At 44.3% G+C, this 16,791-nt stretch carries 20 protein-coding genes; 9 read left to right on the top strand and 11 right to left on the bottom strand.

Features of this window, described 5'->3' with window-relative positions; all coding sequences use genetic code 11:
- Positions 1–217: 217 nt before the first annotated feature.
- On the bottom strand, positions 218–1,525 hold the full coding sequence (locus tag OSCIL6407_RS0111940; RefSeq protein WP_007357704.1) for a TldD/PmbA family protein: 1,308 nt from the start codon (positions 1,523–1,525) through the stop codon (positions 218–220).
- A 151-nt stretch (positions 1,526–1,676) separates the two neighbouring features.
- Positions 1,677–2,069 (bottom strand): Fur family transcriptional regulator, encoded by a 393-nt coding sequence (locus OSCIL6407_RS0111935; protein WP_007357703.1) that lies wholly within the window; start codon positions 2,067–2,069, stop codon positions 1,677–1,679.
- A gap of 123 nt (positions 2,070–2,192) precedes the next feature.
- Between OSCIL6407_RS0111935 and purS the strand changes: the two genes are divergently transcribed.
- Together purS and purQ are read left to right on the top strand one after the other, a co-directional pair.
- Positions 2,193–2,510 (top strand): phosphoribosylformylglycinamidine synthase subunit PurS, encoded by a 318-nt coding sequence (gene purS / locus OSCIL6407_RS30615; protein ID WP_202796253.1) that lies wholly within the window; start codon positions 2,193–2,195, stop codon positions 2,508–2,510.
- A 149-nt stretch (positions 2,511–2,659) separates the two neighbouring features.
- Positions 2,660–3,358 (top strand): phosphoribosylformylglycinamidine synthase subunit PurQ, encoded by a 699-nt coding sequence (gene purQ, locus OSCIL6407_RS0111925; protein ID WP_007357593.1) that lies wholly within the window; start codon positions 2,660–2,662, stop codon positions 3,356–3,358.
- On the opposite strand, the gene OSCIL6407_RS0111920 is transcribed toward purQ, so the two are convergent.
- On the bottom strand, positions 3,355–3,843 hold the full coding sequence (locus tag OSCIL6407_RS0111920) for a DUF29 domain-containing protein (protein ID WP_007357594.1): 489 nt from the start codon (positions 3,841–3,843) through the stop codon (positions 3,355–3,357). The genes purQ and OSCIL6407_RS0111920 overlap by 4 nt on opposite strands.
- 358 nt (positions 3,844–4,201) lie before the next feature.
- Positions 4,202–4,936 carry a response regulator transcription factor gene (locus OSCIL6407_RS0111915; protein ID WP_026103716.1) on the bottom strand — a complete coding sequence of 245 codons (735 nt, stop codon included), beginning with the start codon at positions 4,934–4,936 and terminating at the stop codon, positions 4,202–4,204.
- A 401-nt stretch (positions 4,937–5,337) separates the two neighbouring features.
- On the opposite strand from OSCIL6407_RS0111915, the gene gvpA reads away from it, so the two are divergent.
- The 5 genes from gvpA to OSCIL6407_RS0111890 all read left to right on the top strand — a co-directional run bounded on the left by gvpA (position 5,338) and on the right by OSCIL6407_RS0111890 (position 9,298).
- Positions 5,338–5,556, top strand: coding sequence for a gas vesicle structural protein GvpA (gene gvpA, locus OSCIL6407_RS0111910; protein WP_007357596.1), 219 nt, complete (start codon positions 5,338–5,340; stop codon positions 5,554–5,556).
- A gap of 376 nt (positions 5,557–5,932) precedes the next feature.
- Positions 5,933–6,985 carry a coiled-coil domain-containing protein gene (locus OSCIL6407_RS0111905; protein WP_007357597.1) on the top strand — a complete coding sequence of 351 codons (1,053 nt, stop codon included), beginning with the start codon at positions 5,933–5,935 and terminating at the stop codon, positions 6,983–6,985.
- Positions 6,986–7,044: 59 nt separating this feature from the next.
- Positions 7,045–8,268, top strand: coding sequence for a gas vesicle protein GvpN (gvpN, locus tag OSCIL6407_RS0111900; RefSeq protein WP_007357598.1), 1,224 nt, complete (start codon positions 7,045–7,047; stop codon positions 8,266–8,268).
- 5 nt (positions 8,269–8,273) lie between these two features.
- The gene (locus OSCIL6407_RS0111895; protein WP_007357599.1) at positions 8,274–8,669 is read left to right on the top strand and encodes a gas vesicle protein; all 396 of its coding nucleotides are present in this window, start codon (positions 8,274–8,276) and stop codon (positions 8,667–8,669) included.
- A gap of 167 nt (positions 8,670–8,836) precedes the next feature.
- The gene (locus OSCIL6407_RS0111890; protein ID WP_007357600.1) at positions 8,837–9,298 is read left to right on the top strand and encodes a gas vesicle protein K; all 462 of its coding nucleotides are present in this window, start codon (positions 8,837–8,839) and stop codon (positions 9,296–9,298) included.
- Between the two features lie 178 nt (positions 9,299–9,476).
- Here OSCIL6407_RS0111890 and OSCIL6407_RS0111885 read toward each other — a convergent pair whose 3' ends face one another.
- The 4 genes from OSCIL6407_RS0111885 to OSCIL6407_RS0111870 form a co-directional block, all read right to left on the bottom strand.
- Entirely contained in the window at positions 9,477–9,845 is a 369-nt protein-coding gene (locus tag OSCIL6407_RS0111885; RefSeq protein WP_007357601.1) for a hypothetical protein, read from the bottom strand.
- Positions 9,842–10,162 (bottom strand): hypothetical protein, encoded by a 321-nt coding sequence (locus OSCIL6407_RS0111880; RefSeq protein ID WP_007357602.1) that lies wholly within the window; start codon positions 10,160–10,162, stop codon positions 9,842–9,844. The genes OSCIL6407_RS0111885 and OSCIL6407_RS0111880 overlap by 4 nt, the downstream gene beginning before the upstream one ends.
- A gap of 195 nt (positions 10,163–10,357) precedes the next feature.
- Complete coding sequence (locus OSCIL6407_RS0111875; protein ID WP_007357603.1) at positions 10,358–11,956, bottom strand: sensor histidine kinase; 1,599 nt, start codon at positions 11,954–11,956, stop codon at positions 10,358–10,360.
- Between the two features lie 2 nt (positions 11,957–11,958).
- The gene (locus OSCIL6407_RS0111870) at positions 11,959–12,636 is read right to left on the bottom strand and encodes a response regulator transcription factor (protein WP_007357604.1); all 678 of its coding nucleotides are present in this window, start codon (positions 12,634–12,636) and stop codon (positions 11,959–11,961) included.
- A gap of 147 nt (positions 12,637–12,783) precedes the next feature.
- Here OSCIL6407_RS0111870 and OSCIL6407_RS0111865 point away from each other — a divergent pair, with 147 nt between their 5' ends.
- Both OSCIL6407_RS0111865 and OSCIL6407_RS0111860 read left to right on the top strand, forming a co-directional pair.
- Positions 12,784–13,287, top strand: a complete 504-nt coding sequence (locus OSCIL6407_RS0111865) for a Spy/CpxP family protein refolding chaperone (protein ID WP_007357605.1) — start codon at positions 12,784–12,786, stop codon at positions 13,285–13,287.
- 548 nt (positions 13,288–13,835) lie between these two features.
- On the top strand, positions 13,836–14,564 hold the full coding sequence (locus tag OSCIL6407_RS0111860) for a GerMN domain-containing protein (protein ID WP_007357606.1): 729 nt from the start codon (positions 13,836–13,838) through the stop codon (positions 14,562–14,564).
- 93 nt (positions 14,565–14,657) lie between these two features.
- On the opposite strand, the gene OSCIL6407_RS0111855 is transcribed toward OSCIL6407_RS0111860, so the two are convergent.
- The 3 genes from OSCIL6407_RS0111855 to efp all read right to left on the bottom strand — a co-directional run bounded on the left by OSCIL6407_RS0111855 (position 14,658) and on the right by efp (position 16,363).
- Positions 14,658–15,050, bottom strand: coding sequence for an ArsR/SmtB family transcription factor (locus OSCIL6407_RS0111855; protein ID WP_007357607.1), 393 nt, complete (start codon positions 15,048–15,050; stop codon positions 14,658–14,660).
- 27 nt (positions 15,051–15,077) lie between these two features.
- Entirely contained in the window at positions 15,078–15,665 is a 588-nt protein-coding gene (accB, locus tag OSCIL6407_RS0111850; RefSeq protein WP_007357608.1) for an acetyl-CoA carboxylase biotin carboxyl carrier protein, read from the bottom strand.
- Positions 15,666–15,805: 140 nt separating this feature from the next.
- The gene (gene efp / locus OSCIL6407_RS0111845) at positions 15,806–16,363 is read right to left on the bottom strand and encodes an elongation factor P (RefSeq protein ID WP_007357609.1); all 558 of its coding nucleotides are present in this window, start codon (positions 16,361–16,363) and stop codon (positions 15,806–15,808) included.
- Between the last annotated feature and the right edge of the window lie 428 nt (positions 16,364–16,791).

Below are 16,791 nucleotides of genomic sequence, written 5' to 3'. Positions count from 1 at the left end.
TCGGGATGGCTAAAAAGTTGACTGTATAAACATTCTTCCTTCTTCCTTCTTCCTTCTTCCTTCTTCCTTCTACTTAAAATCAAGGCTTTTAGAAACGCAGAATGTCCTTACCACCTTGACAGTTGCTATAAGTAAAATTACCTTGTAACGCCGCCCTCTGGGCGGTAATTCAACCGCCCAGAGGGCAGCGTTACGAGTCTTATAGCAACTTTCCATCTTAATTTTGTCTAGAGGCTACACCTAACTGTTGAAACAGCATACTCGGTAAATAAGCCCCACCTCCAACCCATTCCGGTTCACTCCCTAAATCTGCCAAATTTTTAAAGGCTTCAAAAATACTGCCTGCCACCATTGTATTCTTCACGCGACCGACAATTTGACCTTTTTCGACCTTGTAGCCTAAATCCAAGTTAACAGAAAACTCGCCTGCTAACTCATTAGATTGACCAGCACCCAAAACCTGATCTACTATTAGCCCTTCTTCCATGCTGGCAATTAATTCGCTTGTCGGCGTATTTCCAGGGGCAATGCAGAGGTTGACTAAATCGGGGCCAGGGCGAGACAGTCCACCTCGGAAACCGTTGCCTGTAGATTGTACACCTGCACGGGCAGCCCAGCGACGATCCCAATAAAATCCCATGACTGTACCTTGGTCAATTAAGACTTTGCGGCTGGTGGGAGTCCCTTCGTCGTCAAAGGGACAGGCGGAAGGCCCGATGGTGGGGTCTTCAAATAGGGTAAAGCGTTTGTCAAATAGGGTTTCACCTACTTTGTCAACTAAGGGAGAGGCTTTCTGGACGACTACTTGACCTGAAAGGATGGTATCAAATAAGCTGGCTATGGTGCTAGCGGCGGCTCTGGGGGTAAACAAGACTGGATAGGAACCGCTGGTAATGGTGGCTTGATTTTCAGCCCAGCGATATTTTTGCAGGAGAGTTTGGAGGATACTATCGGTGTCTAAGGGGCGATCGCGTGCTACATCATAGCCGTAAGCTTGGAGAAAATCTTCTCCCCTGACTAAATTGCCGGAAATACTACCGCTGAGTATTTGGCTAGACCTTTCGGCATAGACATTTCGCGTTGTGGCAATTTTAACTCGACCGCTGCGGACGTGAAACCCCACATCTACGAGAATATCTGGATTGTAGGCGTGAACTTGTTCGATTAGTCCCTTGCCAACTTCCACTAATTCTTGAGTTGACGGCGGCGTGTAGGTGGTTTCTGGGGCCGTCATCTGGAAGTTATCAGCGAGTTCAAACTCTGCGGGATCTCCGATTTCAGCGGTTTGGATGGCCGCGTCTACCAAGTCTTCTAAGCGCGTCAAGTCTGTGGAACTAGCAAAACCCAGTTTCCCCTTATAAATTAGCCGCAGTGCAACGCCTTGCAGGGCTTTGGTTTGCAGGGATTTGAGGCGATTATTTTCAAATTCGATCGGGGTGTCTTGGCTGGATAAGTAGTAAACTTCAGCGGCCTCTGCTCGCACAGTTGCCAGTTTCAATATCTGTTCTAGGGTAGAATCGCTCACGATCGCGTTTTTAGTTATATGAATCTCTTTTTTATTTTAGGCGCGATCGGTGAGATAGGGAGAGTAGGAGACTAGGAGGCTGGTAGCAATTAGCAATTAGCAATTAGCCATTAGCCATTAGCCATTAGCCTAAACAGACTGTAGCCTACACTTAAGATTCTTGAGTCAGAGCACAGCGATTGCACAGTCCGAAAAACTCCAGCGTATGGTAATAAATCTTGAATGAGTGCAACTTTTGTAACTGGCGTTCCAATTCGTGGACGGGACATTCGTTAATGGGAATCGAGTCCCCGCATTCCAGACAAGTTAGGTGGTGTTGGTCTTCTTGTACCACGCTATACAAGGACTCCCCGCTCCCCAATGTCCGCACCTGAATAATTCCCTCGCGCTTTAAGACATCCAGGGAACGGTAAACTGTCGCTAAACCCATGCTTTGGTCGCTGTTACGCAGTTCTAAGTATATATCTTGAGCTGAAATTGAGCGGTTGAGGGTCTTGAGCAGATTTAAAATACGCTCCTGACTGCGGGTGTGGTGGGTTCTCATGGTCAGTCTTATTGATATGCTTGATTCAAATCTTTCCTTGTTTCTAGGCTAGCTCAGTTCGGGAAAGAGCATCGCGTGATTTTAGGCGATCGCGGATCGCGAATGGCTAACCTGGCGGATAATATGAGTATTGTTAACTTTCAGTCAGACTTGACATCAGACATTGCTGTGACTCAGAAATATCAGGCTCGAATTTATATCACCCTCCGCCCCTCGGTTTTAGACCCTGCTGGTACTGCTGTACAGTCTGGTTTGGAACACATGGGCTATGACAATGTTGAGCGCATTCGGATCGGCAAGTATATTGAAATGACACTTTCTTGTGTCGATGAAGCCGCAGCCCGCCTTGAACTCGACCGTATTTGCGACCAACTCTTAGCTAATCCTGTTATTGAGAATTATACTTTTGATTTGACGGAATTGTTAACGGTTAACGGTTAACAGTTAACGGTTAATTGGAAAATACCATTACCAATTATAGAAGAAGGGACTAGGGGCTAGGGAAAGAGGGGGAGGATGAGGAGGTAAATCCCCCATTCTCCTCAATTACCAATTACCAATTACCAATTACCAATTACCAATTACCAATTATGAAATTTGGCGTTATTGTTTTTCCCGGTTCAAATTGCGATCGCGATGTGGTTTGGGTGACTCAAGGCTTGCTAAATCAGCCTACTCGCATGATTTGGCATGAAGAAACGGATATTTCTGACCTAGATGTGGTAGTAATTCCCGGCGGTTTCAGTTATGGAGATTATTTGAGATGCGGCGCGATCGCACGTTTTTCTCCAGTTATGAAAGCTACTGTTGAACACGCCAAACTGGGTAAACCCGTTTTGGGCATTTGCAACGGTTTTCAAGTATTAACCGAAGCGGGTTTACTCCCAGGGGCCTTAACCAGAAATGCAGGTTTAAGTTTTATTTGCGATCGCACCCCTCTCAAAGTCGAACGCACTAACACTCTTTGGACTTCGGCTTATAAATCCGGTCAAATTATCAACCTTCCCATTGCTCACGGTGAGGGACGCTACTATGCGGATGCTGATACTTTAGCTGAACTTGAAGATAACGGTCAAATCTTATTTCGCTACTGTACAAGTGCAGGTCAAATCAGCAATGTTGGCAATCCTAACGGTTCGTTAAATAATATTGCAGGTATTTGCAATCGTCAAGGAAATGTGTTAGGAATGATGCCGCATCCAGAAAGGGCTTCCGATCCTATGTTGGGCAATACCGAGGGAATTAAATTATTTGAAGGATTATTGTTGGCTGCTCTTGCAGATGTCTAGTCTCGTTCGTGATTAATTAGAGAAATGATGAAGCTAGAGTCGATCGCATCTTCAGGAGAAAAGGGACAAAGTTCACTAAAAGTATTAACAGGTATCTTGGTTTCCGTAGAAGCATCAACGACAGCATTAGAGTAGCAGTCAGAAAATACTTCAAGATAGTAAGGTTTGAGGCTGGGACTATCTTTTAATAAAAACTCAAGCTGACGACGTTGTTCGAGAATCGTACTTATCCAAGAATTTGAGCGTAATGAGGGTTGATATTGATACTTGAGTAAGTGCATCAACAAAACAATTAAGCGGTTTTTAAGTTCCCGTCGCTGACTACCACTCATTGACTCAATTTCCTCAATTAAATTGTCAAAGTCAACGTCATCAAGTTGGCGGGAGCGCAACAGTTGAGCCGTCGTATTGAGCCACAGATAAAAATCCTCTTTATAGAGACTGTCTCTATGAGTAACTGATGTTTTGTTCGAGTTGGTAGTCATAGCGATCGCACTTGTAAACTAATTAGCCAATAAATCTGTTAAGCTGTTACGCATATAAACTGTATTATCTGTGTCTGTGACCTACCCCCCAACCCCTTCCCTGCAAGGTTCGGGGAGAAATACATTGATGAATTAATACACAAATTAAATGTGTAAAAGCTTATCATCTCTACCTGTAGCGAACTGCAAACAGCTAGGTCAGGACTTATGCACTGTACCATAAACCTAAGTTTGAGATTGCTTCCCTACGGTCGCAATGACAGAAAATCGTAGTACGTGCGTAAGTCCTAAACAAGTTACCAATTACCAATTACCAATTACCAATTACCAATTAACAGTTAACAGTTAACCGCTATATCTAATGATTTCTGTCCTCCTCAGATTTGCTCCCATTGCTGGGTAACTCCAAGCAATAGCCAGCCCCATAAACGGTTTTAATGAAGCGGGGATGGCGGGGATCGGGTTCCATCTTGGTTCTCAGATGTCTAATGTGTACTCTGATCGTCTCGATGTCGTCATCAGGATCGTATCCCCAAACTTCTTTGAGAATTTCGCTGGGAGAGACGGTTTGACCGTGACGCTGGAGTAAGCAGTGCAGTAACTCGAATTCTAGGTGAGTGAGTTTGACTATTTGAGCATACCAAATAGCCTCAAATCTCTCTGGGACGAGGGTAAGAGGGCCGTAGCTCAGGATTTCAGCGTGTTTGGCGGCTTGAGGGATGCGGTCGGTTCGCCGCAGCAAGGCTCGCACTCTCGCTAGCATCTCTTCTAGCTCAAAGGGTTTGGTCAGGTAGTCGTCAGCACCGGAGTTAAAGCCTTCTACTTTATCTTGGGTTTGACCCAAGGCGGTCAGCATTAATACGGGAATGTCTGCGGTGCGATCGTCGCGGCGCAAACGCTGGCAAACTGTAAATCCATCTACCCTCGGCAGCATTAAATCTAGCATGATCAAGTCAGGCAGCATTTGGATGGCTAGGGCCTGACCTTTGATGCCGTCTTCTGCTTGGGTGACTTCGTAGCCTGCCATTTCTAGGTTGACGGCAACAAGTTCCGCGATCGTAGGGTCATCATCAATAACAAGTATCCGGGGCATCATTATTCATCTTACCGCTAACCAGATGGCGGAGGGTATAGCCTTCTGGCGGTTCTAGGTATGTTTAATTGTGAATCTTTTAATCTTAAGCTTTTTTACCGATTATAAGGTTCATTAAGAAGTGTTTGATTAATATAAAATTTTATGTGCCAATTTTAAGCCTGTTGTTCTGCTAGCCAAGAGAATTTAAATCAAAAATTGAAAATCAAAAACTATAGAGCCTAAGCTTGGTCAGCAGTGCGATCGCACTTTAGGAGCCGAGATCCAAAACTTAGACAAAATGTAATCTAGATTAGGGTAGATTTACTGATTTCGCCAAGATGAAACCCTAGTATGATGGGTTCAGAGGCGAAATAGGTGCAAAACACCAAGCCTCAAGCTCAAATTGAGGGAATTGAATCATGGCTGTTGAAAAAGTAAACTCATCCTCTAGCTTGGCTGAAGTGGTTGACCGCATTTTGGACAAGGGTATTGTGATTGATGCGTGGGTACGTATTTCTCTCGTGGGTATCGAACTGATAGCCATCGAAGCTAGGATCGTGATTGCTTCTGTGGAAACCTACCTGAAGTATGCTGAAGCTGTTGGTTTGACTTCTCAAGCGGCGGTTCCGTCTGTCTAGCTAAAACGGGAATTGGGAATGGGAACTGAACATTAAGGGTGCAAGCTACAGAGTGCAGAGGTAAATAATACGCTACAAGAATTTAAGATAAGTTGCTCATTTCCCTTCCTGTGACTGCTGCGCCTGATTAATCCCGCGTCCGATCGATACTGATTAAAGATTTGGATGCGGGGATGGTAATGAAAAAACCCAGATTTCGATCTAAATTTAAGACAGATTAGCCCCGATAGTTGGGCACAAATGAAATGGGATCGGGACTTACGCAAAACTATCAGTAACGCCGCCCGCAAAGGCGGTCAAGTCACCGCCAAGATGCCGGCGTTACGTAATTATGCGTAAGTCCTGGTGATAACTGAATCAGGAGGTAACTCTGATCATGGCTCTTTTAGATGAGTGGCGATCGCAAAGGGAAGAGCGCCAGCAAGAGGTGCGATCGCGCCAGCAAGAGGTGCGATTGACTATTGCTGCGCTACAAGAAGAACGTCTGACTCAAGGATTGCACGATCGCAACTGGAGACAGCAGGCATATACGAATTTGCAGCGGCAGACGCAGCAATTTTTGACGGCGACAAGCTCTAATCGCCGCATTCAAGCTGAGTTGTTAGCTAAAAAACTTGATGAATTTACGCGATCGCTTTCCTTGCAAACGGCTCAGTTTTTAGCGGAGACTACTACAGATAGAGAAAAACTGGCAGCGGCGACATTTAAAGAATTACGCGAATTTCACGCAACTCTGAGTGCAACTTTGGCGACTTTGCGCCAACAACGCCAAGATCGGATCGAAATGCTCAAAAATCAGACCCAAGAACTTTTAACATCAAGTTACTTGCAGCGAATTCAAACTCAAGCGCAATTAAATCGCCAATTAACTGTCTGGATGGAAGCTTTGCGATCGGATATTCAAAGTTATTTGCAAGAATTGGAGTTGATGGGTGAAGCAAGGAGGCGACAGCTACACCAATCTTTTCAGGAATCGAGGGCACAGCGATTGGCAGAGGCTCAACAGCTACGCGATCGCCACGCTCGTTTTCAAGCTCAACTGCATTTGTACCGCCAAAATTTACAATTTGAAGTTTGGGGCGAACACAGTAAGATCGTATCTAAGACCCATCAACGCTATCAAGGCAGTAAAATTGGATTTCAACCTGTTGCTGCTGAAGCTCCAATCAAGCTAGAGGCAGAGGTGAAAGCAAAGCCAGCGGAAGCTATAAAGCCCAATATGACCGCAGTACAGGAGCAATTGGTTTATAACTACATTCGCCAGGGTAAGGGGGCACGGTTAACGGAAATTGAGGCAGCAACGGCTCTCAGTCGGGTTCAAACTGTGGATGCACTGCGATCGCTACTTCAAAAAGGTGCCATTGTCCAGCGCGATCGCCTTTACTTGAGTTTAGATGCAGTTAAAGTTCCCGTGACTATCACACGCTAAAGTTAACCGTTAACCGTTAACAGTTAACAGCCATCCCAAAATTCAAAACTTAAATTGCTATGACTACAGTGCTCAGAGCGCGTCCTAAAGGATATGTTAATACCCGCGCCGCCGAAGAAATGGCACTCAGGGCTCTAAGGTATTTAAAATCAGGCTTTGGCGTACATTTGCGCGGCCCTGCGGGCACAGGAAAAACAACTTTGGCGCTGCATTTAGCAGATTTGTTAGCGCGTCCAACAGTGTTGATGTTTGGCGACGATCAACTCAAAAGTACAGATTTAATTGGCAATCACTCAGGTTATACACGCAAAAAAGTAGTCGATAATTACATTCATAGCGTCATTAAATTAGAAGATGAATTGCGGCAAAACTGGGTCGATTCAAGATTAACTTTGGCTTGTCGTGAAGGGTTTACATTAGTTTATGACGAATTCAACCGTTCTCGTCCAGAAGTTAACAATGTATTGCTTTCAGCTTTAGAAGAAAAACTGTTAGTGCTGCCACCTAATGGTAATAAGTCTGAATATATTAAGGTACACCCCGAGTTCCGGGCAATTTTCACTTCCAATTCCGAGGAATACTGCGGAGTTCACGACACGCAAGATGCCTTGATGGATCGGTTGGTAACAATGAATATGCCAGATCCAGATGAGGAAACTCAGCAGGAAATTATCGTGGGGAAACTGGGGATAAATGAAGAGTATGCTCGGAGAATTGTACAGTTAGCGAGAGAGTTTCGCCATCGGATCGGTACGGACAAAGCTTCGGGTATGCGCCCTGCTTTAATCATTGCTAAAATCTGTCAGGAACATGAGATTGCAGCCACAGCAGAAAGTGTAGATTTTCGAGAGATTTGTGAAGATGTGCTTTTATCTCGCTGTGGTAAACCATTAAATTTGGCTACAACTATTCTGGGGGAATTGTATAGAGAACTTTCGGTAGATTGGCCTGTTCTAGAAGAATGGGAATCTAACGGCTTATTGGCAGAGGATGAGGGGGAAGATGTCAATACCACCAGCCAGAATTTAGATACAATAGACACAGCAGTCGCCGTTAGTCAAACACAGGAATTGACGCAGGAACTAATGAATCGTGCTCAAGCGCTTTGCGAAGAGGAAGTTTACACTTATTTGCAGAATTCTCGCGGCGCAAGGGTTGGCGAGATTGAAGCGGCTTTAGGCATTAATCGGGTACAGACTATTGACGCGCTGCGATCGCTAATTAAAAAAGGTGTTTTGAAACAGCAGCAAAACCGTCTATTCGTAACTCAGGGAGATAATTAATAGTGATGACACAACCAATACGCCCTCCTAGTGCTGCAAGTCGAAGTATGACTACTTCAACGGGAGGTTCTACTTTGGCAGATGTGCTAGAAAGAGTTTTAGATAAAGGCATTGTAATTGCTGGAGATATTTCGGTTTCTGTTGGTTCAACGGAGTTGTTGAGTATCCGCATTCGCTTGTTAGTTGCTTCGGTAGATAAAGCTAAGGAAATGGGAATTAATTGGTGGGAAACCGATCCTTATTTGAGCAATCAAGCACGGACTTTGACTGAATCCAATCAAATGTTATTAGAACAAGTGAAGAGGTTAGAAGCAGAAATGCAAGCGCTGAAATCGCTAGTGGGCAGTCAGCCGCCAATCACTGAATCGGTTAATACTGGGTTAGGAGTAAACGATCAATAAATTAATTGCTAATGGCTAATGGCTAATGGCTAATTACTAATTACTAATTACTAATTGCTAATTACCCATCCTCCCCATCTTCCCCCTCTTCCTCTTCTTCCCTAGCCCCTAGCCCCTAGCCCCTAACTGCTGAAAGCGGTTGCTATACCTATTCTCCCATTTCTTATATGCTTGTTCCCAATTCTGAAAAATCTAGTAAAGATTCTGGTTTAGCGCCCCTACTACTAACTGTGGTTGAGCTCATCCGTCAATTGATGGAAGCGCAAATAATTCGCCGCATGGAAGCTGGTATTTTAAGTGATGCAGAATTAGATCGGGCGGCTGAGAGTTTGAAGCAGTTGGAAGCGCAAGTTTTGCAAATGTGTGAGATATTTGAAATCGATCCTGCTGACTTAAATTTAGATTTGTCAGAAATTGGGACTTTGCTACCAAAATCTGGCGGTTATTATCCGGGAGAAACTTCTAGTAATCCGTCAGTTTTAGAGTTGCTGGATAGACTGCTGAATACGGGGGTTGTGGTAGAAGGAAGTGTAGATTTAGGATTGGCTAAGTTAAATTTAGTTCATGCTAAGTTGCGGTTGGTGCTAACTTCTAAACCTGATGGGATGACAAAGAAAGCTATCAACTAGAGTTGATATTGGTTAGAGGGGATAGGTTTCTGGGTTTTTCCTAAGATAAAGGGGCATAGTACAAATTTACAACAAGAAATAGAAAATATTCCGCAGGTTATTCTTAATTTCCTCCGAATTTAAAAACTTATCTTAAAAAAAATAGGTTTTGAAAATAGGCGATACGATCGCACCTTTTTTAATCTTCTCCTAACGTCAACAAACCTATTTTTTTATCCACCAATAATCGTCGAGTCTCTAACCAAGGCAAACCAATCAAAACTTCAGGTACTCCGTCACCAACCACAACCGGAACAGTCAACTCTTGACTATCAAATAATACACTTCCCTCATAAATATTAAAACTTGCTACACCCTGTGCAGTCAGCCTTTCTTCTCGTTCCACAAACGACCATCCTAAACTCTCTACATCTTGGGTATCCATCGCTAACCAGTCAGTAAATCCAGTGTCTAGCAAAGCATCAACAGTAATTACTGAACCATCCGCAGCAATTAACTCAATCTCAAAAAACATCTCTCCTTTCCTGCCAAAATAACCTTGAATCATATTTTCCCAACGGTTCCAGTTTCATTCAAACACATTGCCATCAGCACGGCTGTTGGGTACTTTTTCTTAGCTTTTTCGCGGGCTAAATTTCGCTCTGAATCAATAAAATATTCTCCACTATTTGGCTCAATATAAATAAACCAATCAGGGTATTTTTGAACTAATTCGGGATAAACTCGGTGAAAAATCTCCCGACAACGTTGAGCAAATATTTCTTGCTCGGTTTGGCGTTTAGCTATCTCTTCAGAGGAAAGACGAGGGCGATTGGGAAATAGAGGACTACCGTGAGGCACTTTTGTACGGGTTGTTAGTGTCATGTTGATAAAATTATAATTTATTGCAGTTACTTTACTATGACTTGCGCTCATTGACCTAGAAACCGGGTTTTTTTACAAAAATACTTCGTTAGAGCAGCGGAGATTTGCTAAAAAACCCGGTTTCTTGAGTCGCAGTGCGTAAGTCCTGCTTACATTATAAGTCGTTAAGGGATTTAGGCTACGAAGTAAGTTATCTCAAACCTTACTTTTTTTTAACCGCCCCGTAAATCCTGTTAATCTCAAAGTAAAAGCAGTTTGACCAAGAGGTGTCGAATCTAATTTTAACTCTCCACCATGAGCGCGGGCAATTTCACGGGATAAACTCAATCCTAAACCTAGACCTTCAATATGGCGATTATGGGCCGAATCTCCCCGGTGAAATCGGTTAAAAATTCGTTCCCGATCGCGTACAGGGAGATCGTGAGAAGAGTTACTCACAGTTACAGAAACCATCAACTCCTTACACTGCGCCTCAACCCGCACCCAACCCGACGCTAGATTATACTTAACAGCATTAGTAATCAAATTTTGCAATACTTGGATCAATAAATCCCGATCGCCTTTAACTCGTAATCCCGGCTGAATCTGTAAATGTACAGTTAAATGAGGTGCTAATAGTTCAATATCTTCTGCTAAAGTCGCCAAAAGTTCGGACAAATCGATCTCAACTTTGTATAAGCGCATTTGTCCCGCATCCGCTAAAGATAGTAGCAATAATTTACGGACAATTGAACCCAAACGCCTTACTTCATCCAGCAGATTACTCAGATTTTGCTGGAGTTCGGAACCAGAATCAGCCTGTTGCAATGTCCTCTCTAATTCACCTTGCAAAATTGCTAAAGGGGTTTTCAGTTCATGGGCCGCATCCGCGCTAAAACGGGATGCTTGTTGAAAGCTACGTTCTAGGCGTTCCATCATTTGATTAAATACCTCTATTTGTTCCAAAAATTCCACATCTACTGCACTAATGGGAATGCGCTGATCTAATCCTTTTGCTGTCACTCTTTGCAAAGTCGCCGTAACTTTACGGATTGGTTTTAAGGCCCTTTCAGATAGAAACCACGCCGCGATCGCGACTACAATCAAAACTGATGGTACTGAAATCAGAAAGATATTACTAATCGCACTCATTTCGTGCTCTAATTCAGTGAAACTGACTGCGATCGCAATCTGAATAAAAGGAGATGTCACTCCCCCAACCCGCCAAATTCCCGTCTTAGTATGACGTTTCACCAGTGGAGATAACTTGTTTAGGTGCTTTTCAGGTCTATTTTCATGTCTATTTTCATCTCTAAATTGTGGTCGTTCTCTACGGGATTCTGAAGGGGGAAAAAGCCCTTCTTCTGGTGGTGGCGGTGGTGGCCCTGGGGGGAATTCCTCTTCCTCTCTCGGTGGTGGGTAGGGGTACTGAGAGCCTTCTTTGGGAGGAGGAAAGCGCGGTGGTGGTCTGAAAGGATCTTGGGGAGGAAATAATCCCGCTCGATCTAAATCAGAGGGCCAACTGGTAGATTGAAACAAGACATTTCCATCAACATCAAGCACCAATAGTGCAATCTTTGCCTGGGAATCAACACTGAAGAAAGATGGTAACGCGAACTCATAAGACTCCCAATGATCTAGGGGACGCGGTGCAGAAGATTCCCGCAATAAATGACTTTTGATTTGATCGTCAAGACGAGCTAATTTTGTCTGATAAATTTGAAACCAAGAGACCAAGCCAAAACCTACTAAAGCGCTACCTGCAAGAATTACAGATAAAAGGGTAATTCGGAGACGAAAAGAATGCCATTTCACGATTAAACTTCCGGTTTACGAAAACAATAACCAACTCCTCGCACGCTTTCAATACAACTCGCTCCCCCCATCCGTTCCAGCTTCTTACGAATACGTTGAATACAAACATCAACTAAGTTTGTAGTTGGATTAAAATCATAGCCCCAAACGTGCTCTAAAATTTGCGTTCGGGTTAAAACTCGTCCCGGAGAACGCATCAGATACTCCAGTAAATTGAACTCGCGGGTAGTGAGTTCTACCGACTGCTGATTGCAAGTAACTTGGCGAGTAATGCGATCTAATTTTAGCGGCCCCAGGCTCAAAATATTCTGCCGTTCGCCAGAGACGCGGCGGATAACTGCATGAATACGTGCGATTAGTTCTTCCACAAAAAATGGTTTGGCTAAATAATCATCAGCCCCAAGATTTAGTCCTTCTAGGCGGTCATCAAGTTCATTACGAGCTGTCAATAAAATCACGGGCACATTCCGACCAGATCGGCGCAAACTTTTAAGAATTGCCAATCCATCTTTACCTGGGAGCATAATGTCAAGAACTAGCACATCATACTCGTTATCCATTGCTCGTAGATAACCTTCATCGCCGTTATCGCAATAATCAACCACAAAACCTTGTTCTTTCAATCCAGCACAGACAAAGCTAGCAATTTTGGCTTCATCTTCAACATACAGAATATTCATATTTTTGCCTCTTTTCTGATTATACTACGGTCTGGGATTAACGAACATTACAAATTTGTCATTTAATTGTAGGTAAAGCTGTCATATTCAAATTGTTTAATTAGAAAATAGACAATTCAAGTTCAAATCATTTTCAGGGACGATCTAATGATTAAACGTTATTTATTTGTATTGGGTACAACATCTCTGATTCTACAGATTGCGAGTGGAATTGGGGTTAATCAATCGCAATTGAGGAATGTAAGTGCTGAAAGTGCGATCGCTCAATTCCCACCCTGTCCGCCACCCCCCCCACATCCTCCGATGATGGGAATGGAATCAGCGAGTCAGCCGGAACCCCCTTGGGCAAAAAATATCAATCTCAGCGACGAACAGCGATCGCGCATCCACGCGGTTCGCGAACAAGGTATCAAAGTTATCCAGAAGGTACAAGACCAACTTTTTGAGGCGGATGGGAAAATGCGATCGCTCTTAGAAAGCAGTGCCCCTTTAGAGCAATTGCGACAACAACAGCAGTACATCCAAACCCTACGCCAGCAAATCGATAACAATCACTTTGAACTGATGTTAGCGGAGCGCCAAATATTGACGCAAGAACAGCTTATTCAGCTTAAAGAGTTGATGCAACGGCAATTGGGGCGACCTGAGTGATATAAACTCCGGCTTAAATAAATCTTTATATTCTTTAGTCCGCCTTTCACTTCGTTCTGCAAGTAAACTAAGGCGGACTTCGTTTGTGTAGTAGCGCTGACAACGACGTAACGATCGAGTCAAAAAAATAGCTACCCTAGAAGGTGTTAAAAAAAGCAGTACGTCAACAGATGCTAAAATATTTAAGTCGTAAATTTGCCCTTTTTTGCCCAAAAAGTAACCAACAAGGTTGGTGGCTCCAATAAACAAATTAAACAAACTGAAGCTTTTTGATAAAGATAGATATCGATATATAGCAACCGCCAAGATGGTTAGGATACTCGACTTATGGCCCAAACGATGATTCTATGTCCCCTCTTCCCCATCTTCCCCATCTTCCCCATCTTCCCCTAGCCCCTAGCCCCTAGCTATACTTAAGGCTGGTAAAGCTTGCATCAGCCGCCGCAGGCGTTTCCAGAATCTAACTAGAGACAAATGTAGCTAAATGTAGCTATCTGAAGTAGCTCTTCACCCCTTAAAGTGACCGATCCTCAAGGAGAAATTTTAATATGAAAGATCGACAAAAAATTCGCCAAGTCCCTATAGCCGTCATTGCAGGTGTTTGTGGATTCGTTTTAGCCGCTGGTGGGGGTATAGCCTGGTGGACAACGCAAAATCCCAATCTCCGTAGCAGCCAATCTTCTGCTCCCCCTACCGTCCCCGCAGCATCCCCTAGTCCCAGCAATACACCAAGTGTAATTATCCCCGTACCAGTTCCCTCTCCTGCCCAGATTCAGCCATCTCAGGGTTCGGAGTCGGCTCTCAAGCCGCAGTCTCCCCAACCCCTACCTTCAGGCTCAACCACGAATAAAACAGTTCAAGTCTACTGGCTCAAAGATACAGGCGGCAATTTTCAGATTGTTCCTGATAAATTAGCCACTCAGGGTATCCAGAAGCCCGATACAGCTATCAAAGGTGCTTTCGAGCACTTGTTAGCAGGCCCTACAGATGCGAATGCCCAGAGCGAAATTCCCAAAGGCACAAAACTTGAGAGTATAAAAGTAGTGGACGATGGCGTTTACGTAAATTTGTCAGAGGAATTTACCTCTGGCGGTGGTAGCACTTCCATGATTGGCCGTTTGGGACAAGTAATATTCACGGCTACCAGTTTGCAACCTAATGCCAAAGTCTGGATTTCTGTGGATGGAAAACCGTTAAAAATTTTAGGTGGTGAAGGCTTAGAGGTGGCTTGGCCGAGCACTCGCTCCACCTTTGAGAAAGACTTTGCTCTCCAGTAATTGTTAGCCTGCGGTAATGGGTAATTGGCAATTGGCAAATACTGAAAAACTATGGCAGATTGCCCATTGCCTCAAGGCATCTACCAATTCCCCCTACTGCTTGCTGGCTAAACTAAATTCCCGAAAATGACGGGCTTGCTGTTCGATACGCGCCGCGAGGCGATCGCATACCAAATTGCACAGCTCAAAAATCAATTCATCTGCCACCCGATAGTAGGCTGAAGTTCCCTCACTCCGACGAGTGAGAATACCAGCCTGAAGCATAAGTTTCAGATGTTTAGAAACATTGGCTTGACTGGTTTCGGTTGCTTCCACCAACTCTTGAACGCACTTTTCACCGTCACGAAGCAGGTTTAAAATCCGCAAACGCATCGGTTCACTGAGAATGCTGAAATACTCAGCAACTTGCTGCACAACTTCTTGTGGTACAGGCTGGGATGATGTCATCAAACTCACCTGAAAGAACTGATCCCCAAATACTAACATTTAGTGTTTATAACAATACAGTAATCCTTACTCAGGATTAATCCGCATCAGTGGCTGACCGTATTCCAGAGGTTCGCCGTTCTGAATCAAAATTTCCACCACGCAACCGGACACTTCTGTCTCAATTTCGTTCATCAGTTTCATTGCCTCAATGATACAGACTGTTTGACCAACTCTGACGCGATCGCCTACCTGCACGAAAGGCGGCTCATCAGGCCCAGGAGCCCGGTAAAAAGTTCCCACCATTGGGGAGATCACCTCCACCCATTTAGGTTCTGCTGGGGGGGGAACCGCTATCGGTCGAGCAGCACTAGCACCTGTCTGAGGAATACCTTTAGCATCAGCATTCACCCCCGAACTTAGGGGTGCAGAAGCAACCAATGCCCCCGTCAGGGCAACTGCCTCAGAAATAGCCCCATCAGTCACAATATCGGAGCGATTGGCGATCGCATCAGAATTGGCAGCATCACCCAGGGAAGGAGCCCCTGGTTCCCTGAGAGCAGAGCCTTTTCGCACCGTCAATTCAAAATCTGCACTTTTTAAGTTCAGCTCCGAAATGCCAGTAGAGTCTAAAACCGTCAGCAGTTCGCAAAGCTGGTTTAAGTCTAGTTGCACAGCAAGTTAATCGGTAATGGGTTAATTGGGTAATTGAAAATGGCATTTTCTGTAGTGATGAATTTTGAGTGCTGAGTTTTAAGTAAATCTTTTAATTCAAAACTCAAAACTCAAAACTCAAAACTATCTAGACATAGCCTTTATTCGCGACCAAGGTAGCTATCGGTGCGGGTATCGATCCGAATCCGTTCCCCTGCGGAAATAAATAGCGGCACCATCACCTGAGCCCCAGTTGAGACGATCGCAGGTTTACTGCCACCAGTAGCAGTATCTCCTTTAACACCGGGATCTGCTTGTATTACTTCCAAGACCACCGCATTAGGCAGTTCCACCTCTAGAATTTGTTCGCCCCAGCGGAGAATATTAACCTCCATCCCTTCCGTCAGGTACTTGACGCGATCGCCAATCTGGGCAGCACTCAGAGTCGTTTCTTCATAAGTTTCCATATCCATAAAGACAAACTGATCGCCATCTTTATAGGTATGTTGCATAGAACTCTTTTCCAGGTTGGCTTGAGGTAAAGTCTCCCCAGCTCGGAAAGTTTGTTCTACTACGTTTCCGGTTTGTACGTTTTTTAATTTCGTCCGCACAAAAGCTGAGCCTTTTCCGGGCTTAACGTGGAGGAATTCAACCACTTTCCACACCCCGTTATTCCACTCAATTGAAACACCTGGTCGAAAGTCATTACTCGAAATCATAAAAAAATCTGGTAAGTGTGAAAACCGCTTCTAAAAATGTAGGCAAACCTAGTTTAGCCCTACATTAGACTCCCCGGTTCAAGTCTTAAGCGACGCTTATTTAGGTATCTTGACCTTAAAAACTTAGTCAATTAAGACTTCAGGTGGTCAGTTAACCGAATTTAGAGGCATCAAGCCTCCTCACTTCAGTGGGGGTGCTGACGGCTTAAAAAGAACAATCGGCATTTTATTTTACCGCCCAACGGGGCAAGGAGATGTAACCACAGCCAAAAAGCTTCTATTTTCGGTTAGGGCATTCTGAATTCCACCAAACCATTGATTCTATTCCCTTCTTCCCATTCTGCCCATTCTGCCCATTCTTTCCCCTCTTCCCATTCTTCCCCATCTCCCCCATCTCCCCCCTCTTCCCCCTCTTCCCCCTCTTCCCC

The organism is Kamptonema formosum PCC 6407, from assembly GCF_000332155.1.
Lineage (GTDB): Bacteria > Cyanobacteriota > Cyanobacteriia > Cyanobacteriales > Microcoleaceae > Kamptonema > Kamptonema formosum.
Note: the sequence above shows the minus strand (reverse complement) of the source record. Positions and strands in the feature narration are given on the sequence as shown.

What these genes read in the sequence shown, in the direction of transcription:
- gvpN (WP_007357598.1), top strand. Translation starts at nt 7,045, where the DNA reads ATGACTACAGTGCTCAGAGCGCGTCCTAAAGGATATGTTAATACCCGC.
- purS (WP_202796253.1), top strand. Translation starts at nt 2,193, where the DNA reads ATGAGTATTGTTAACTTTCAGTCAGACTTGACATCAGACATTGCTGTG.
- OSCIL6407_RS0111880 (WP_007357602.1), bottom strand. Translation starts at nt 10,162, where the DNA reads ATGACACTAACAACCCGTACAAAAGTGCCTCACGGTAGTCCTCTATTT.
- OSCIL6407_RS0111920 (WP_007357594.1), bottom strand. Translation starts at nt 3,843, where the DNA reads ATGACTACCAACTCGAACAAAACATCAGTTACTCATAGAGACAGTCTC.
- gvpA (WP_007357596.1), top strand. Translation starts at nt 5,338, where the DNA reads ATGGCTGTTGAAAAAGTAAACTCATCCTCTAGCTTGGCTGAAGTGGTT.
- OSCIL6407_RS0111935 (WP_007357703.1), bottom strand. Translation starts at nt 2,069, where the DNA reads ATGAGAACCCACCACACCCGCAGTCAGGAGCGTATTTTAAATCTGCTC.
- OSCIL6407_RS0111905 (WP_007357597.1), top strand. Translation starts at nt 5,933, where the DNA reads ATGGCTCTTTTAGATGAGTGGCGATCGCAAAGGGAAGAGCGCCAGCAA.
- OSCIL6407_RS0111915 (WP_026103716.1), bottom strand. Translation starts at nt 4,936, where the DNA reads ATGCCCCGGATACTTGTTATTGATGATGACCCTACGATCGCGGAACTT.
- OSCIL6407_RS0111855 (WP_007357607.1), bottom strand. Translation starts at nt 15,050, where the DNA reads ATGTTAGTATTTGGGGATCAGTTCTTTCAGGTGAGTTTGATGACATCA.
- efp (WP_007357609.1), bottom strand. Translation starts at nt 16,363, where the DNA reads ATGATTTCGAGTAATGACTTTCGACCAGGTGTTTCAATTGAGTGGAAT.
- OSCIL6407_RS0111860 (WP_007357606.1), top strand. Translation starts at nt 13,836, where the DNA reads ATGAAAGATCGACAAAAAATTCGCCAAGTCCCTATAGCCGTCATTGCA.
- OSCIL6407_RS0111865 (WP_007357605.1), top strand. Translation starts at nt 12,784, where the DNA reads ATGATTAAACGTTATTTATTTGTATTGGGTACAACATCTCTGATTCTA.
- OSCIL6407_RS0111890 (WP_007357600.1), top strand. Translation starts at nt 8,837, where the DNA reads ATGCTTGTTCCCAATTCTGAAAAATCTAGTAAAGATTCTGGTTTAGCG.
- OSCIL6407_RS0111885 (WP_007357601.1), bottom strand. Translation starts at nt 9,845, where the DNA reads ATGATTCAAGGTTATTTTGGCAGGAAAGGAGAGATGTTTTTTGAGATT.
- purQ (WP_007357593.1), top strand. Translation starts at nt 2,660, where the DNA reads ATGAAATTTGGCGTTATTGTTTTTCCCGGTTCAAATTGCGATCGCGAT.
- OSCIL6407_RS0111895 (WP_007357599.1), top strand. Translation starts at nt 8,274, where the DNA reads ATGACACAACCAATACGCCCTCCTAGTGCTGCAAGTCGAAGTATGACT.
- OSCIL6407_RS0111870 (WP_007357604.1), bottom strand. Translation starts at nt 12,636, where the DNA reads ATGAATATTCTGTATGTTGAAGATGAAGCCAAAATTGCTAGCTTTGTC.